This is a genomic window from Pseudomonas sp. G(2018) (assembly GCF_005502415.1).
In the GTDB taxonomy this organism is placed as follows: Bacteria; Pseudomonadota; Gammaproteobacteria; order Pseudomonadales; family Pseudomonadaceae; genus Aquipseudomonas.
In genome coordinates this window covers 328091-345257 of the sequence record NZ_SCOO01000001.1, presented here as the reverse complement: position 1 = coordinate 345257, position 17167 = coordinate 328091, and the positions used below count along the sequence as shown (strand labels likewise).

General features: G+C 57.9%; 19 protein-coding genes. 5 read left to right on the top strand and 14 right to left on the bottom strand.

The genetic code is table 11. From position 1 onward, the window contains the following. Positions 1-10 precede the first annotated feature (10 nt). The 10 genes from tolQ to FFS64_RS01580 form a co-directional block, all read right to left on the bottom strand. Positions 11-706 carry a protein TolQ gene (tolQ, locus tag FFS64_RS01625; protein ID WP_095193175.1) on the bottom strand — a complete coding sequence of 232 codons (696 nt, stop codon included), beginning with the start codon at positions 704-706 and terminating at the stop codon, positions 11-13. Then, positions 696-1163 carry a tol-pal system-associated acyl-CoA thioesterase gene (gene ybgC / locus FFS64_RS01620; RefSeq protein ID WP_095193174.1) on the bottom strand — a complete coding sequence of 156 codons (468 nt, stop codon included), beginning with the start codon at positions 1161-1163 and terminating at the stop codon, positions 696-698. The genes tolQ and ybgC overlap by 11 nt, the downstream gene beginning before the upstream one ends. A 127-nt stretch (positions 1164-1290) precedes the next feature. Further along, complete coding sequence (ruvB, locus tag FFS64_RS01615; RefSeq protein WP_137803951.1) at positions 1291-2352, bottom strand: Holliday junction branch migration DNA helicase RuvB; 1062 nt, start codon at positions 2350-2352, stop codon at positions 1291-1293. Further along, positions 2353-2961 carry a Holliday junction branch migration protein RuvA gene (ruvA, locus tag FFS64_RS01610; RefSeq protein ID WP_137803950.1) on the bottom strand — a complete coding sequence of 203 codons (609 nt, stop codon included), beginning with the start codon at positions 2959-2961 and terminating at the stop codon, positions 2353-2355. 114 nt (positions 2962-3075) lie between these two features. Then, positions 3076-3600 (bottom strand): crossover junction endodeoxyribonuclease RuvC, encoded by a 525-nt coding sequence (ruvC, locus tag FFS64_RS01605; RefSeq protein WP_095193171.1) that lies wholly within the window; start codon positions 3598-3600, stop codon positions 3076-3078. A 124-nt stretch (positions 3601-3724) separates the two neighbouring features. Beyond that, on the bottom strand, positions 3725-4471 hold the full coding sequence (locus FFS64_RS01600) for a YebC/PmpR family DNA-binding transcriptional regulator (protein ID WP_095193170.1): 747 nt from the start codon (positions 4469-4471) through the stop codon (positions 3725-3727). 124 nt (positions 4472-4595) lie between these two features. Next, entirely contained in the window at positions 4596-6371 is a 1776-nt protein-coding gene (aspS, locus tag FFS64_RS01595) for an aspartate--tRNA ligase (RefSeq protein WP_095193169.1), read from the bottom strand. 120 nt (positions 6372-6491) lie between these two features. After that, positions 6492-6713, bottom strand: a complete 222-nt coding sequence (locus FFS64_RS01590; RefSeq protein ID WP_007977333.1) for an FmdB family zinc ribbon protein — start codon at positions 6711-6713, stop codon at positions 6492-6494. A 122-nt stretch (positions 6714-6835) separates the two neighbouring features. Beyond that, positions 6836-7186: a ribbon-helix-helix domain-containing protein gene (locus FFS64_RS01585; protein WP_137803949.1), complete on the bottom strand. Its 351-nt coding sequence runs from the start codon at positions 7184-7186 to the stop codon at positions 6836-6838. A 263-nt stretch (positions 7187-7449) separates the two neighbouring features. Further along, entirely contained in the window at positions 7450-7920 is a 471-nt protein-coding gene (locus FFS64_RS01580; protein WP_095193167.1) for a Dps family protein, read from the bottom strand. A gap of 310 nt (positions 7921-8230) precedes the next feature. Here FFS64_RS01580 and FFS64_RS31985 point away from each other — a divergent pair, with 310 nt between their 5' ends. Next, positions 8231-8833: a cold-shock protein gene (locus FFS64_RS31985; RefSeq protein ID WP_095193166.1), complete on the top strand. Its 603-nt coding sequence runs from the start codon at positions 8231-8233 to the stop codon at positions 8831-8833. Between the two features lie 61 nt (positions 8834-8894). Here FFS64_RS31985 and FFS64_RS01570 read toward each other — a convergent pair whose 3' ends face one another. Both FFS64_RS01570 and FFS64_RS01565 read right to left on the bottom strand, forming a co-directional pair. Continuing rightward, complete coding sequence (locus FFS64_RS01570; RefSeq protein WP_137803948.1) at positions 8895-9101, bottom strand: SlyX family protein; 207 nt, start codon at positions 9099-9101, stop codon at positions 8895-8897. A 3-nt stretch (positions 9102-9104) separates the two neighbouring features. Next, entirely contained in the window at positions 9105-9530 is a 426-nt protein-coding gene (locus tag FFS64_RS01565) for an HIT domain-containing protein (RefSeq protein WP_137803947.1), read from the bottom strand. 918 nt (positions 9531-10448) lie between these two features. Between FFS64_RS01565 and FFS64_RS01560 the strand changes: the two genes are divergently transcribed. Further along, the gene (locus FFS64_RS01560; protein WP_137803946.1) at positions 10449-11771 is read left to right on the top strand and encodes an OprD family porin; all 1323 of its coding nucleotides are present in this window, start codon (positions 10449-10451) and stop codon (positions 11769-11771) included. A gap of 209 nt (positions 11772-11980) precedes the next feature. Here the strand turns inward: FFS64_RS01560 and FFS64_RS01555 are convergent, their stop codons facing one another. Both FFS64_RS01555 and FFS64_RS01550 read right to left on the bottom strand, forming a co-directional pair. Further along, complete coding sequence (locus tag FFS64_RS01555) at positions 11981-12823, bottom strand: mechanosensitive ion channel family protein (RefSeq protein WP_137803945.1); 843 nt, start codon at positions 12821-12823, stop codon at positions 11981-11983. A gap of 138 nt (positions 12824-12961) precedes the next feature. Further along, positions 12962-13447: a YajQ family cyclic di-GMP-binding protein gene (locus FFS64_RS01550; RefSeq protein ID WP_095193161.1), complete on the bottom strand. Its 486-nt coding sequence runs from the start codon at positions 13445-13447 to the stop codon at positions 12962-12964. Positions 13448-13580: 133 nt separating this feature from the next. Here FFS64_RS01550 and FFS64_RS01545 point away from each other — a divergent pair, with 133 nt between their 5' ends. From FFS64_RS01545 to FFS64_RS01535, 3 genes are read left to right on the top strand one after another with little or no spacing between them, the layout of a single operon-like run. Then, a complete protein-coding gene (locus FFS64_RS01545; protein WP_137803944.1) occupies positions 13581-14498 on the top strand; it encodes a putative 2-dehydropantoate 2-reductase in 918 nt (305 codons plus the stop codon). Positions 14499-14543: 45 nt separating this feature from the next. Next, positions 14544-16580, top strand: a complete 2037-nt coding sequence (locus FFS64_RS01540) for a PAS domain-containing sensor histidine kinase (RefSeq protein WP_095193159.1) — start codon at positions 14544-14546, stop codon at positions 16578-16580. A 3-nt stretch (positions 16581-16583) separates the two neighbouring features. Next, positions 16584-17165, top strand: a complete 582-nt coding sequence (locus tag FFS64_RS01535; protein WP_137803943.1) for a cob(I)yrinic acid a,c-diamide adenosyltransferase — start codon at positions 16584-16586, stop codon at positions 17163-17165. Positions 17166-17167 lie beyond the last annotated feature (2 nt).

The window sequence follows — 17167 nt, the reverse complement described above, 5'->3', positions numbered from 1 at the left end:
AATTACCTGCTTATTCTTCGCTGGTGTGCACTTTGCGGTGCAGGATCGCCTGGAATTCATCGGCGAAGGTGTAGTAACGGCTCAGCAGGGTTTCGCTGCGAGCAGAGAAGCGGTTGTAGGCAATAACGGCAGGAATGGCGGCGAACAGACCGATCGCAGTGGCGATCAGGGCTTCGGCGATACCTGGCGCCACGGTGGCCAGGGTTGCTTGTTGCGCAGTCGCCAGGCCACGGAAGGAGTTCATGATGCCCCAGACGGTACCGAACAGACCGATGTACGGGCTGACAGAGCCGACGGTGGCCAGGAACGGCAGGCTCTGCTCGAGCTTTTCTTCTTCACGGGAAATGGCAACGCGCATGGCACGAGCCACACCTTCCATGACCGCCTCGGGGTCAACGCCTGGCTGCTGGCGCAGACGGGAGAATTCCTTGAAACCGGCACGGAAGATCTGCTCGACACCCGAATCCGGGTCCGGGTTGCTGCCCGCCTGACGGTAGAGTTTGGACAGGTCGATACCCGACCAGAAGCGCTCTTCGAAGCTCTCCAGGGCGCGTCGACCGGCGCGCAGCAGGTTGCTGCGCTGAAAGATCATGATCCATGAGGTCACCGATGCGGCTACCAGGGTCAGCATTACCAGTTGCACCACGATACTGGCATTGCTGACCAGGCTCCACATGGAGGAATGGTCGACGACGTTAGCTTCCACGCTTTATCTCCTGCTTTGAGTGTGTACCCGCGCCGCTCACGTCGGCAAAGGCCGCTCGTAGAGCTTCGGGAATGGCCCGGGGTTTTAAACTTTCAGTGCGCACACAGGCCACCAGAAACTGCCCTTCACAGAGCAGTGCATTATCCGTGGCCCGCCTGACCTGCTGCTTGAAGCGCAAGCTGGCACGGTTCAATTCGATTACTTCAGCGCTTACCAGCAGCTCGTCATCCAGTCGCGCCGGCGCGTGGTAGCGCGCTTCGCTGGAATGCACGACGAACAACAGGTCCTCCCCTGCCAGCTGCGATTGGGCAAAGCCCAGCTCTCGTAGCCGCTCGGTTCGAGCCCGTTCCATAAACTTGAGGTAATTGACGTAATACACGATGCCGCCCGCATCGGTGTCCTCGTAATAAACGCGACAACGATGTGCGAAAGGCTCAAGCCCGTTTTGCGCGCGCATACTCTAGTGCTTACTCCTCGGGTTGCCAATCCGGCCAGGCAACTGTTTTTCAATGTTCTGCGGCTTTCTGGCGAAAGTACGGTCCTAGGACAGCACAATGCCCGAAAATTCAGCCCGCAAAAGTTAATTAATCGTCCACGGCATCGAGGAACTCGTCTACCACGGGCATCTCGCCCAATCGTGACGGAATGTTTAAGCCGAAGTGCAGGTACGCATGCCGCGTCACCACTCGCCCCCGTGGCGTACGCATGATGTAGCCCTGCTGAATCAGGTAGGGTTCCAGCACGTCTTCAATGGTGTGGCGCTCTTCACTGATGGCCGCGGCGAGACTGTCGACCCCGACCGGCCCGCCATCGAACTTCTCGATCATGGTCAGCAACAGACGTCGATCCTGGTGATCGAAGCCGCGCTCATCGACGTCCAGCAGGTTCAGGGCCAGGTCGGCAATCGGCTTGGTGATATGGCCCTTGGCACGAACTTCCGCGAAGTCCCGCACCCGGCGCAGCAAGCGATTAGCGATCCGCGGCGTACCGCGGGCACGCCGGGCGATTTCGAAGGCGCCCTCCGGGTCCAGCGGCAAGCCAAGAATGCTCGCCGAGCGACTGACAATCGTCGACAGATCGGCGTTGCTGTAGAACTCCAGGCGTTGGACGATCCCGAAACGGTCACGCAACGGGTTGGTCAACATCCCCGCCCGCGTCGTCGCGCCGACCAGGGTGAACGGCGGCAGGTCGAGCTTGATCGAACGCGCGGCCGGGCCTTCGCCGATCATGATGTCGAGCTGGAAATCTTCCATCGCCGGGTACAGCACCTCTTCGACGATCGGCGACAGGCGATGGATTTCGTCGATAAAGAGTACGTCGTGCGGCTCGAGATTGGTCAGCAGCGCCGCCAGGTCACCCGGACGCTCAAGGACCGGCCCCGAGGTGCTTTTGATCGAAACCCCCATTTCCTGGGCGATGATGTTGGCCAGGGTGGTTTTACCCAATCCCGGAGGACCAAAAATCAAGGTGTGATCCAGGGATTCGTTGCGCCCTCGGGCAGCCTGGATGAACAACTCCATTTGCTCGCGAACGGTCGGCTGGCCAATGTATTCGGCCAGGCTGACGGGACGAATTGCCCGGTCCTGGACTTCCTCGCGGTCACGGGGACCACCCGTGGCGGCGATCAGACGATCAGCTTCAATCACTTAGATCATTCCCTTCAGGGCACGACGAATCATGTCTTCACTGCTCAAGCCTTTCTCCTTGATCGCGGAAATCGCCTTGCTGGCTTCCTGCGGCCTGTAGCCCAGGGAAATCAGCGCGCTGACCGCGTCATTCTCGGCGGTATTGACCGGTGCGGGCCCGTCCGGCTGGTTCGGTACCAGGGCGAACATGCTTGGCACGGTTTCCCAGGCCTTGAAGCGGTCCTTGAGTTCCACCAGCAGACGCTCGGCGGTTTTCTTGCCCACGCCCGGCACCTTGGTCAGCGCCGAGGTGTCCTGGGATTGCACGCAACGGACCAGTTCGTCGACTTCCAGGCTCGACATAAGGGCCAGGGCCAGTTTCGGACCCACGCCATTGAGACGGATCAACTCGCGAAAAAAGTCTCGCTCGCGCTTGCCGACGAAGCCATAGAGTAACTGCGCGTCTTCGCGTACGACCAAATGGGTGTGCAACGTCAGTGGCTCACCGACCGACGGCAAGCGATAAAGCGTGGTCATGGGCACTTCAAGTTCATAGCCCAGGCCGTTTACATCCAGAATCAGATGCGGCGGCTGTTTCTCAGCCAGTGTGCCGCGCAAGCGTCCAATCACGTTACAGATCCTTGAGCGTTGGCCAGCACGAGGCCAGCGACTGACAGAACGAGGATTTCGCGCCGACTACCCAGGCGCAAACACCTCATTCCCTAAAATTGACTGCAGATGCTATCAGAGACGCAGGCGCCCGCCACGACTGCGCGCCGTCCCCAGGCCATGGGGCAACAGGCTGGAACGGGTGTGAGCATGACAAATGGCAATGGCCAGGGCGTCCGAAGCATCGATTTGCGGTTTACTGGTCAGCTTCAGCATGTGCATGACCATCATTTGCACCTGCTCCTTGTTGGCGGCACCGGTGCCGACCACTGCCTGCTTGACCTGGGTCGCGGTGTACTCGGCAATCTCCAGGCTTTCCTCCGCACCCGCCACAATGGCAGCACCACGGGCTTGCCCCAGTTTCAGGGCAGAATCGGCGTTGCGCGCCATGAACACTTTTTCGATGCCCATGGTCACTGGCCGGTAGGTCTGAATGATCTCCCGCACCCCGCGATAGACAATCTGCAGGCGCTCATGCAGTTCGCCGGCCCCGGTGCGGATGCAACCCGACGCCACATACTCGCAGCCACGTCCGGTATCGCGTACCACGCCATAACCGGTGATGCGCGAACCGGGGTCGATACCAAGAATTAAAGTCATAACGCCTGCGGGTTTGTAGGAGCGAGCTTGCTCGCGATGGTCGTTAACGATAATGCGTAGCACCTGTATGAGCGCGCCGCTCTCGGTTTTATCGCGAGCAGAGCTCGCTCCTACAGGGGACGTGTCAACCGAGCTGTGCAGCCACCGACTCCGGAATATCCGCGTTGGAATAGACGTTCTGCACGTCATCCAGATCTTCGAGCATGTCGATCAGCTTCAGGACTTTTTCCGCGCCCTCCAGATCCAGCTCGGCGCTGGTGGTCGGCAGCATGACGATTTCCGCGTCATTGCCCTTGAAACCCGCAGCTTCCAGCGCGTTACGCACGGAATAGAACCCGGCAAACGAAGTGAATACGTCGATGGACCCGTCTTCGTTGGTCACCACGTCATCGGCATCGGCTTCCATGGCCGCTTCCATCAACGCATCTTCATCGACGCCGGGTGCGAAGGAAATCTGCCCCTTGCGCTCGAACAGATACGCAACCGAACCGTCGGTACCGAGGTTGCCGCCGCACTTGCTGAACGCATGGCGCACTGCTGCTGCGGTGCGGTTGCGGTTGTCGGTCATGCACTCGACCATCACCGCCACGCCGCCAGGGCCGTAACCTTCGTAGGTCAGTTCGACCACGTCGTCGGTATCGGCAGCACCGGTGCCACGGGCGATGGCACGATCAATGATGTCGCGGCTCATGTTCGCACCCAGCGCCTTGTCCAGGGCCAGGCGCAGACGCGGGTTGGAGCCTGGATCGCCACCACCCTGACGGGCAGCGACGGTCAGCTCACGAATCCACTTGGTGAAAATCTTGCCTCTCTTGGCATCCTGACGTTCTTTGCGGTGCTTGATGTTCGCCCACTTGGAATGACCTGCCATAACTCGCTCCGAATTCTCTTTGAAACATCGCCCGCCACGCTGGATAGCGCCGGCCGGCAAACAAAAAAATCGACCCTGTCAAAAAACGAAAGGCGCATCCGAAGATGCGCCCTTCAGGTCAGCCTTACTCGGCCTTAGGCGTTTCACGCAGACGAATGTGCAGTTCGCGCAATGCCTTGGCATCCACCTGGCCCGGCGCCTGAGTCATGACGTCCGCCGCGCTCTGGGTTTTCGGGAAGGCGATCACTTCACGGATCGACTGGGCGCCGGTCATCAGCATAACCAGACGATCCAGACCGAAGGCCAGACCACCGTGCGGTGGCGCACCGTATTTCAGTGCATCGAGCAGGAAGCCGAATTTCTCTTCCTGTTCCGCTTCGTCGATACCCAGCAGACGGAATACTGTCTGCTGCATCTCTTTACGGTGGATACGGATCGAACCGCCACCCAGCTCGGTACCGTTCAATACCATGTCATAGGCACGGGACAGCGCGGTAGCCGGGTTGGCTTCCAGCTCTTGCGGCGTGCACTTCGGAGCGGTGAACGGGTGGTGCAAGGCGGTGAAGCTGCCGTCGTCGTTCTCTTCGAACATCGGGAAGTCGACAACCCACATCGGCGCCCACTCGCAGGTCAGCAGATTGAAGTCATGACCGACCTTGATCCGCAGCGCGCCCAGGGCTTCGCTGACGATCTTGGCTTTGTCGGCACCGAAGAACACGATGTCGCCATCGACCGCACCCACGCGATCGAGGATCACGTTCAGGGCTGCTTCAGGGATGTTCTTGACGATTGGCGACTGTAGGCCTTCGACACCTTTGGCGCGCTCGTTGACCTTGATGTACGCCAGGCCCTTGGCACCGTAGATGCCGACGAACTTGGTGTAGTCGTCGATCTTGCTGCGCGGCATGCTCGCACCGCCTGGTACGCGCAGTGCGGCAACGCGGCTTTTCGGGTCGTTGGCCGGGCCGCTGAACACTTTGAATTCAACGTCCTTGAGCTGGTCGGCAACGTCAACCAGTTCCAGCGGGTTACGCAGGTCCGGCTTATCCGAACCGTAACGACGCATGGCCTCTTCGAAGGTCATGTGCGGGAACTCGCCGAATTCCAGACCCAGCACTTCCTTGAACAGGTTGCGGATCATGCCTTCGGTCAGGCCGATGATGTCTTCTTCATTGAGGAAGCTGGTTTCGATGTCGATCTGGGTGAATTCCGGCTGACGGTCGGCACGCAGGTCTTCGTCACGGAAGCACTTGGCGATCTGGTAGTAACGATCGAAACCGGCCACCATCAGCAGCTGCTTGAACAGTTGTGGCGATTGCGGCAAGGCAAAGAACGAACCGGCGTGGGTACGGCTTGGCACCAGGTAGTCGCGGGCGCCTTCCGGGGTAGCACGGGTCAGGATCGGCGTCTCGACGTCGAGGAAGCCGTTCTCGTCCAGATAGCGACGGATGCTGGTGGTCATGCGCGAACGCAGACGCAGCTTCTCGGCCATTTCCGGGCGACGCAGGTCCAGGAAGCGATAGCGCAGACGGGTTTCTTCGCCGACGTCCGAGTAATCGTTGAGCGGGAACGGCGGGGTTTCCGCTTCGTTCAGCACTTCCAGTTCATAGCCCAGCACTTCGATCATGCCCGACGCCATGTTGGCGTTGGTGGCACCGGCCGGACGCAGGCGCACCTTGCCGGTGACCTTGACCACGTATTCACTGCGCACACGATCGGCAACGGCGAAGGTTTCAGCGCGATCCGGGTCGAACACCACCTGGGCCAGACCGTCACGATCACGGATATCGAGGAAAATCACCCCACCGTGGTCACGGCGACGGTGGACCCATCCGCAAAGGGTAATTTCCTGGCCTTCCAGGCTTTCGTTCAGTTGGCCGCAATAATGGCTGCGCATCATGGTCGTGGATTCACTTCTGTAATTCGACATTCGGTTGGAGACCTTGCGTACGCCGGTTGACCGACATGGCAAGCGCTCACGTGTTTGGTTCGTTCAGAGCACTCGGTTCAGAGCATGGCCCTAGTCAGCTTTGTCGCCGCCGGCCAGATTCTTCTTGGAACCGGTCTTGAAATCGGTCTCGTACCAGCCGGTACCGCTGAGGCGAAAACCCGGCATGGACAGCATCTTCTTGAGCTCTGGTGCCTGGCACGCAGGGCAGTCGACCAGCGGTGCATCGCTGATCTTTTGAATGGCTTCCAACTGATGACCACAGGAAGCACATTGGTAATCGTACATCGGCATGGGGGTTGTCTCGGCGATCAGATTGCTACCGCGCACGCTGGGTTTTGCGGCAAAGAGCGGGATTATATCCATTAAATGCAGCCTGTGCAGCCGTAAGACTGCACGGATCGACATGCAGCCTTTCACCGCGCAGACGGAGCAACGGCCACACAACCTCCTTCCTTCAAGCTATGCACAACACAGACAACCCGCACCAGCCCGGTGAAATTCCTCACCCCGCCATGACGCAAATGCACTTCGCGATCCACGTGAGACAACAATGCACTGACCGAGCAGCAATTGATCTTGGCCATTTCAGCCAGGATATCCCAGTAAACCTGCTCAAGCCGCAAGCAGGTGGCGAAGCCATTCAACCGCACCGAGCGGGACAAGGGCTGGGCAAGCCCCATATCGAATTCACTGACAAACGGATCAATCCTTATGTCCTTGAGCAGACCGATCCTTCCTTCCTTGCGCCTGTCTTCATCAACCATTGCGTTGACACTCCTTTGCCATCCCTGGTTTCCATAAGAGTCTGTCCACTTATAGAACCGCGAGGGCAAAGTTATATCCAGATGACTTTTTGACCATCCGCGTAGGAGAAGCCAACAACTAAAGGCAGATCATGGAGAGCGTCCTACGCCCGAGCTTTTCCTGCTCTATCTGGCGAAATTTCACTCAATAGGCAGGTGTTTTTCGCTCAAACATAGGCAACGCGCGAATAGCACCCCATAAGGCGTTATTCACGCGCCAGTTTTTACTGGTCCAGCAGGGCACGGAGCATCCATGCGGTTTTTTCGTGAACTTGCATACGCTGGGTCAGTAAGTCCGCCGTCGGCTCGTCACTGACTTTTTCGAGCAGAGGGAAAATTCCGCGAGCCGTACGCGTCACAGCCTCCTGCCCCTCTACCAATTGCCTGATCATGTCTTCGGCAGCCGGTACGCCCTCTTCCTCTTTTATTGAGGACAGGCGCGCATAAACAGAATAGGCACCGGGAGCCGGGAATCCGAGCGCGCGAATTCGCTCGGCAATCGAATCGACCGCCAGGGCCAGTTCGTTGTATTGCTCCTCGAACATCAAGTGCAGGGTCCGAAACATGGGACCGGTGACGTTCCAATGGAAGTTATGGGTCTTCAAATAAAGGACGTAAGTGTCCGACAGCAGGCGCGAGAGTCCGTCGACGATGGACTTGCGGTCCTCTTCACTGATACCGATATCGATTGCCATGCTTTTCCCCTAAAGGTGATGGATTTCATCCGACAGGCGCAGGACAACTCTAGCAAGCCTCCTGCCACGCTGCAGCCCTGGATGCCATCTCGACCTGCGACAAATCGCCCCCAATGCACCGCTGGACTCCTTGATTTGAGTAGCCACAAGCTTTGCTGTTAAATAGGCGGTGTGTCGCTGGCGCCCTTATTTTCCGGGCGCTGCGCATAGGCTGATAAACAGGTACGTGCTCAACGCCTCTTATTGTTCTGAAGCGAACCGTGCCTCGTCAGCTCTTCCTTGTGATCCGTCTGAACGTGAGTTAATCAAAATGTTGAAAATCGTCCACCTGCTAATGGGCGCAGCAGCCTTGCTGTTGTCCTTCATCCCTAGCCTGCGAACCGAAGCCGTACCTTACCTGCAACAACCCGATGCGCTGTACCTGGCCTTGTTCGGCCTGCTTAACCTCACCCTCGCTCCAGTCATCCCCAACTGGAACAAAGGCCCGCGCCATCAACTGCAGAACCTGGTCAGCGCACTGCTGGTTCTGGCTGTCGTTGTGCAAACCCTGACACTGCTTGCGCCAATGCCCGTCATTGCCGGTCAACCTGCCGTTCTGTTCAGCCTGGTTGCAGCCCTGGTCGCCGTTGTTCTGCACCTGGCCATCAGCTTCTACAAATCGTCACCGGCTGCCGCCGCGCCAAGCTATGACATGAGCAACCGCGATACCGGCACCGTCAAGTGGTTCAACACCTCCAAAGGCTTCGGCTTTATTTCCCGCGACTCCGGCGACGATATTTTCGTGCACTTCCGGGCCATTCGCGGCGAAGGTCACCGCGTCCTGGTCGAAGGCCAGCGTGTGGAGTTCTCCGTCATGAATCGTGACAAAGGCCTGCAAGCCGAAGATGTGATCGCCGCCCTGCCGCGACGCTGATTCGAAGCCATAAAAAAACCGCGAACAGCCTGACTGTTCGCGGTTTTTTAATGCCTGCATTTCAATAATGCGGCGGTGGCGCTTCTTCCTCGAAAGACTCGAACTGGCCAGCCATTTCTTCCTGGCGCTTGAGCAACGCAGCCATTTGCAACTGCAGGCGTTCAACGGCCCGCTGCTGCGCCGCCAGCACATCATTCAATGCCTGGATGGTGTCATCCTGAAACGCCAACTGGCTTTCCAGATCGGTAACGCGTTCTTCCAGGCTCATGATTCAACCCTCCAAAAACGTGAAATCATCGGTCAACACCAGACGCAACCGCTCGCGAATCGCGGCGACCTGTTCGGCACTGTACGGTTTTGCGGGGTGCTTGCCCCAGACCGGAGCCGGCCAGGCGGCGTCTTCCCGTTTGCGCACGATCACATGCATGTGCAACTGGCTGACCACATTGCCCAGGGCCGCGACATTCAACTTGTCCGCGTCGAATGAATCCTTGAGCGTTTCTGCCAATGCCGTGGTCTCCTGCCATAGCTGCTGCTGATCGGCGACATCCAACTGAAATATCTCGCTGATATCGTCGCGACGAGGTACCAGGATGAACCAGGGATAGTTCGAGTCGTTGGACAATAGCAACCGACACAGCGGGAAATCACCGATCGGCAAGGTGTCTTGTTGAAGTCGTGAATCTAAAGCGAACACGGTGCGCACTCCCATCGGGTCATCATTTTCAGCTTAGCGCCCCTCCCGAGAGATCGCGCATCAAGCGACTGGACGGCAGCATACCTGCGAACGCAGCCGCCTTCACGACGAACCACGGCCCAAACCCACTCAAGGAATGACAAGCGCTCCCTCAACTCGCCCCGGGATGTAACACCAAACGCCAAAACGCACCAATACGGAACCAGCGTTGACCGCAAAAAACGCTGAAATGACTGACAGGTAACGATTCATCCAAGTGTCGGAAAACGTCGAACTGTATGAATTCAGTACAGCGATTGAGATTTTTTGCACCAAAACCGCACAGTGCGTCTACGCTGAGTCGTTCGAACATCCGCCTTTTACTCACTGGCGGGGTGAACCGGTAACGTTTTCGGTTGTCACGGGGCGGTAACAGCATGGTCAACACGATGCAAAGAATGGCGTCAAGCCCAATCACCAACAAGATGAACCCCCCGGTTTTATGAGGTTTTTACGGCACCATGCAGGCTTTCAGAAAAAAACATCATCGATTTTCTGATTTGTGCACGCTTGTTGCATTCAGACCCACATCGTCTATAAGGCACCGCTGGAAGTGGAAGCCTTGAGACTAAATAAAACAGTGGCAGGGTAGCCCGATGGAGATTCAAACGTTTCACCAGGGACTCTTTTTACCGATGCACCAGCCTAGAAAAACAGCACTAAAGTTGTCAGTCCGGTTGCATCGGGGCTGTAAATTTGCGACATCTAGCAAGCTGTTTGCGACAGGGTCGTAAAGATGCTGAAAGGTTAGATGCGCAAGTATCGCCAACATTGTCGGCGTGATATAAGTTTGCGCCGACACAAAAAGAAAGAGCCGCCCAGATAATAAAACAGGTGGAGCGGCAGTACTCTTCTAAAAAACCAAAGGAGCAAATCACGATGCGCGTGATGAAGTGGAGCATGATCGCACTGGCTGTTGCAGCAGGCACCTCGCAGTTCGCAATGGCGTCCTCCCAGGACGAGTCCAAGGGTTTCCTCGAAGATTCGAGCCTGAAACTCAAAACCCGTTTTGAATACATGAACCGCGATTTCAAAAACGGTGCAAGCAACAACGCAACCTCCGGCTATCGTCAGGACTCCGGTCTCAGCCAACTGCTGACTTACGAGTCGGGCTTCACTCAAGGCATCGTAGGTTTCGGTCTCGACGCCATGGCCATGGGCTCGGTCAAACTCGACGGCGGTACAGGTCACCGTGGTAACGGCCTGTTTGCTGTAGACAGCGATAACAATCCGGAAAAATCCCAGGGCAAGGTTGGTGGTGCAGTCAAACTGCGTCTGTCCGACACCGTTCTGAAATACGGCCGTCAATTCGTTGCCAGCCCGGTATTTGCTACCGATGACAGCCGCCTGCTGCCAGAAGTCGCTGAAGGTACCTTGCTGACCAGCAAGGAAATCAAAGGCTTGGAACTGAGCGCTGGTCGCTTCACCGCGCTGAGCGCCCAAACCGGCATGGGTCATGACACCGTTGGTGGTATTGCAGATGAAAATGGAAACCACGGCGAAGGCATAAGCGGTGGCATCAACATCTTCGGTGCCAGCTACGCTTTCACCGACAACTTCACCGGTGCCATAGCTGCGTCGGATGCTGAAGAGTACTTCAAGAAGTACTACGTCAACCTGAACTACACCCTGCCGATCAACGACGAGCAGTCCCTGAACTTCGACCTCAACGGTTACAAAACCAAGGGCGACGACCGCGGTGACCTGGTTGACGCTATCGGCGACGGCACCCTGGGCGTGGACAACAACCTGTGGTCCCTGGCTGCTGCTTACAGCATCGGCGCCCACAAGTTCACCCTGGCTTACCAGCAGTCCAGCGGCGACAACGCTTACTACTACGGCGTTGACGGCAACAGCACCATCTTCGTTTCCAACTCCATCCAGATCTCCGACTTCGTGGGCCGCGAGGAGAAATCCTATCAAGCTCGCTATGACCTGAACATGGCTACCTACGGCGTGCCGGGCCTGAGCTTCATGACCCGTTACGTAATGGGTAACAACATCGAGACCAACGGTCTGGGTGAAGGTAAGGAAAACGAGTGGAACCTGGAGTCCAAGTACGTTGTGCAGGAAGGCCCGGCCAAAGACTTGTCTTTCCGTGCTCGTTTCGCCAACTACCGTGCAAACGGTGCGTACGCCAACTACTCGCGTGACAACTACGACACCCGTCTGATCATCGAGTACCCGCTGAACATCCTGTAATCAGGGTGTAAGACCGGAAGTACTGTAGATCAAAAAACGCCCACCTCTTCAGATGGGCGTTTTTTTATGCCTGCCACATACCTAACGCAGCAGCAAACAACTTCCATGAATAACATTAGTACTTTTTGCAATGAACTGATCAATAGTCACAAAAAAGCCCGAGAGACTATTAATCCCTCGGGCTCATGCAATAACTAACAAAAGTACGCTTACTGTACCGATGCTTCCTGAACCACGCGAACAACCCGCTGTGGAAATGGAATGTCAATACCGGCAGTTTTCAATCGATCACGGGATTGCTCGTTAAACATGAACAGCACATCCCAGTAATCCGCTGTTTTTACCCAGACACGCAGCGAAACAGTAATCGAACTGTCACCCAGCGTCGAAATGACTGCTTGCGGCTCAGGGTCGGCCAGAACACGCGGATCCTTGGCCAGGTCCAGTAATACATGACGGGCCTTTTGCAAGTCCGCTTCGTAATCGACACCCACATCAAACACCACCTTGCGGGTTGGCTGACGGTTGGTGTTAGTGATGATGCCGTTCGACAGGTTACCGTTTGGCACGATGATGGTTTTGTTATCGCCAGTGCGCAGCACGGTGTGGAAGATCTGGATACTGTCGACCGTGCCGGCAACACCCTGGGCTTCGATCCAGTCACCGATACGGAAAGGACGGAACAGCAGAATCAACACGCCGCCGGCGAAGTTCGCCAGGCTGCCCTGCAAGGCCAGGCCGATGGCCAGACCCGCCGCACCGATGGCTGCCACGAACGATGTGGTTTCCACGCCGATCATCGACGCTACGCTGACAATCAGCAGAATCTTCAGAATGATGTTCGCCAGGCTGCTGATGAAACCTTGCAACGCCAGATCGGCGTTACGCAGGGCGATCAGGCCGCCGAGCTTCTGTGTGACCTTGTTGATCAACCACCAGCCGATGGCGAGGGTAATGATGGCCAGCAACACACGGCTGCCGTATTCCATGATCATCGGGATCCAGGTTTGGGATACCTTGACCAGGTTATCTACTTCAGCATTCAAATCCATCTACGTTCTCCTGATTTGCGGCGATCCGGCACGCGAAAAAATAGCGGCAGAAAAGACCGACCCCTTGTGGAGTCAATCGTTTCTGCCGTTGCTTGGGCCTCGGACGCCGAAAACGCCGAGAGGTTCCCGCTATGTGCGTCAGTCGCGGAAGTTGTTGAACTGCAGCGGCATGCCGAATTCCTTGGCACGCAGCACTGCAATGGCTTCCTGCAGATCGTCACGCTTCTTGCCGGTGATGCGCACCTGCTCGCCCTGAATGGCGGCCTGGACCTTGAGCTTGGCGTCTTTGACGTGAGCGACGATCTTCTTCGCCAGCTCCTTGTCGATGCCTTCCTTGAGCACGGCTTCCTGTTTCATCAGCTTGCCCGAAGCAAACGCGTCCTTGACCTCAAGGCACTGCACATCGATCTTGCGCTTGACCAGGCACAGCTTGAGGATCTCGATCATCGCTTCGAGCTGGAAATCCGCTTCAGCGGTCAGGTTGACGGTCAGGTCCTTTTCCTTGAACTCGAAGCTGCCTTTGCCTTTCAGGTCATAGCGACGATCGAGTTCCTTCACGGCGTTCTCGACCGCGTTGGTGACTTCGTGTTTGTCCAGTTCGGATACCACGTCGAACGACGGCATGTAATCTCTCCAATAAAAGGCGCACCAATGGAGCACGCCTGGCTTGCGGTAAAAATCCGCGCTGATTATAACGGGTCTTTCCCATCATTCACTGCGAGCCGTCCATGCACGCGTCAAACAGAGCAAAAAGCTGATGGCCACCACCTGGCATGTCCTGGGCGCCGGCAGTCTCGGCACGTTGTGGGCCACGCGCCTGGCCCGGGCCGGGGTGCCGGTGCGGCTGATCGTGCGCGATGCCACGCGCTTGCAGGCTTATGAGGCGGCTGGCGGGCTGACACTGGTCGAACACGGCGAAGCACAATGCTACCCGGTGCCGGCCGAAACGCCCGACAACCAGGCACCCATCCAGCGTCTGCTGGTTGCCTGCAAAGCCTACGACGCTGAACACGCCGTCGCCCAATTGGCGCCACGCTTGGCCCCCGGCGCCGAGCTGATTCTGTTGCAGAACGGATTGGGCAGTCAGGATGCCGTCGCAGCGCAGGTTCCGCAGGCGCGCTGCATTTATGCCTCCAGCACCGAAGGCGCCTTCCGCGATGGCGACTGGCGCGTGGTCTTCGCCGGCCATGGGTTCACCTGGCTGGGAGACGCCGGTCATCCCGTCGCTCCGATCTGGCTGGACGACCTGGACGCCGCCAGTATTCCTCATGAGTGGAGTACCGAAATCCTGACCCGGCTGTGGCGCAAACTGGCGCTCAACTGTGCGATCAACCCGCTGACGGTGCTGCACGACTGCCGCAATGGCGGTTTGCAGGAGCATCACTGCGAAGTCGCCACCCTTTGCGGCGAACTGACCGAACTGCTTGAGCGTTGCGGCCAGCCTGCCGCTGCCGAGAACCTGCAACTGGAAGTCGAACGGGTCATCCATGCCACTGCCGCCAACTACTCGTCGATGTACCAGGACGTCAGTAACCGGCGTCGCACCGAAATCAGCTACCTGCTCGGTCATGCCTGCAAAGTCGCCTCCCGGCACCAATTGAACCTGCCGCACCTCAATCAGCTGGAGTCAAGGTTGATCGCTCACCTGCACAGCCTTGGATTGCCCAGCGACTGAGCAGCGGCTACGCTGGCCACTTGTTCCTTTGTAGCGATAAACCTGATGCCATTGCGCCAGCGCCTCGAAAACCTTCCTGTCGGCCAGAAACTGCTGGCCGCCCTGTTGGTGCTGTTGACCACTGTCCTGCTGGTCGCCAACCTGACCTTTATCAGCGCCGCGTATTACATTTCCCAGGAAAGCATGGCGCCCCAGGCCCTGCAAACCATCGGCCGACTGGTGTCCAATCCGAGCCTGATCTCCGAAGCGCTGGCATCACCACAAAGCGCACAACGCCTGCTCGATGAACTCAACAGCTATTCACCGCTGCGTGCCGCCGCCCTGTATGACGGCAAGGGCGAACGCCTGGCGCAGCTGCAACATGGCGACCATCTAAAGCTGCCAGAGCGTTACCGGCACATCGAATCCTGGCAAGCCACCGAATTTCGCAGCAATCAGGTAATCACCCTGCCCCGTCCGGGCACCGCTCCCGGGCATTTGCTGTTGGTGGCCAGCAGCGAACTGCCGATGGCGTTCTATACCGGAACCCTGACCGCCAGCCTCGGCATCCTGATCTTCAGTGTCCTGCTATGGCTGGTGATCGCACGGCAGATCAAACGCCTGATTACTCGCCCTATCCATCAACTCGAAGAGCTGTCACGGCAAGTGACCCGAGAAGAGAACTACGCCCTGCGTGCCTCTCGGGGCAACCACGATGAAATCGGCAGCCTCGCCGAAGCCTTCAACACCATGCTTTCGCGCATCGAGGCGCGGGAACAGCAACTGAAACGGGCGCGGGACGACTCACAGGCCGCCTATGACCAGGCTCAGGGCCTGGCCGAAGAAACCCGGCACACCAATCGCAAACTGGAACTCGAAGTCCAGGTGCGCAGCAAGATCGAGAAGAAACTCACCGGATTCCAGAACTACCTCAACAGCATCATCGACTCCATGCCATCGGCGCTGATCGCCCTCGATGAACAGCTCTACGTAACGCAGTGGAACCAGGAAGCCAGCGCCCTCTCCGGCACCCGCCTGGACGAAGCCCTGAACCAGCCGATCTTCCTTGCTTTCGAGCCGCTCAAGCCGTTTCTTCCGCAGCTCAAGCAAACCGTCGAACAACACACGGTGGCCAAGATCGAGCGCGTCACCTGGGTCAAGGACGATGACGCACGGCATTACGCCTTGACCTTCTATCCACTGATGGGCGGTGCAGGGCGTGGCGTGGTGATCCGGATCGACGACATTACCCAGCGCCTGTCACTGGAAGAAATGATGGTGCAGTCGGAGAAAATGCTCTCCGTCGGCGGTCTCGCTGCCGGCATGGCCCACGAGATCAACAACCCGCTGGGCGCAATCCTGCATAACGTGCAGAACATCCGTCGCCGGCTGTCTCCCGAATTGCCGAAGAACCTCGAACAGGCCGAACAGGTCGGCGTCGAGCTGTCGACGGTCAACGAATACCTGCAAGCGCGGGAAGTGCCGCAGCTGCTTGATGGCATTCAACAGGCCGGTGCCCGCGCGGCGAAAATCGTCACCCACATGCTCAGCTTCAGTCGCCGCAGCACCCGGCAAATGGCCCCGTGCGACCTGCCGGCGCTGATCGATCAGGCGGTAGAAATCGCCGGCAACGACTTTGACCTGGCGATCGGTTTCGACTTCAAGGGCCAGGCCATCATTCGCCAGTTCGACCCGGCACTGGGTCCGGTGCCCGGCACGGCCAACGAACTGGAACAGGTGCTGCTCAACCTGTTGAAAAACGCCGCCCAGGCCATTCATCAGCGTGAAGACGACCGCGAGCCGGGGCGGATCATTCTGCGCACCCGGCTCAATCCACCCTGGGCAGAAATCCAGGTAGAGGACAACGGCATCGGCATGAGTGAAAACGTGCGCAAACGTACCTTCGAACCCTTCTTCACCACCAAGGAAATTGGCCAGGGCACAGGCCTGGGACTGTCGGTTTCGTATTTCATTATCACCAACAACCACAAGGGACAGATGGAGGTGCAATCGACCCTGGGCCAAGGCACCTGCTTCACCCTGCGCCTGCCCCTGGCGGGTACCCCGCTCGTCTCTCAAGAACTCAATCAGTTATCGAGGTAACCCATGGGCTTTCGCTTGTCGAAGATTTACACCCGCACCGGCGACAAAGGCGAAACCGGACTGGGCGATGGTCGCCGTGTGCCCAAGGATCACCCGCGGATCGAGGCCATTGGCGAGGTCGATACGTTGAACAGTCAGGTGGGGGTGTTGCTGGCAGGGCTGACGGCGGAGAGCACCCGGTTTCCAGGGCTAAAGGAAGTGATCGAGGTATTGGCCCCCTGTCAGCACCGATTGTTCGACTTTGGCGGCGAACTGGCGATGCCGGAATATCAGGCATTGAACGCCGCAGAAATCGAACGCCTGGAAGCGGCGATCGATGTGTGGAATGAAGAACTGGGGCCACTGGAGAACTTCATTTTGCCGGGCGGTTCGCAGCTGATTGCCCAGGCTCACGTCTGCCGCAGTCTGGCACGCAGCGCCGAGCGCCGGTGTCAGCACCTGAATGCGCTGGAGCCGCTGGCCGGGGTGGGCTTGGCGTATATCAATCGGCTTTCGGATTTTTTGTTTGTGGCGGCGAGGTTGATTGCAAGGAGGCAGGGGGTGGCGGAGATTTTGTGGCAACCTGCTGCGAAGCCGGAGGTTTAGTC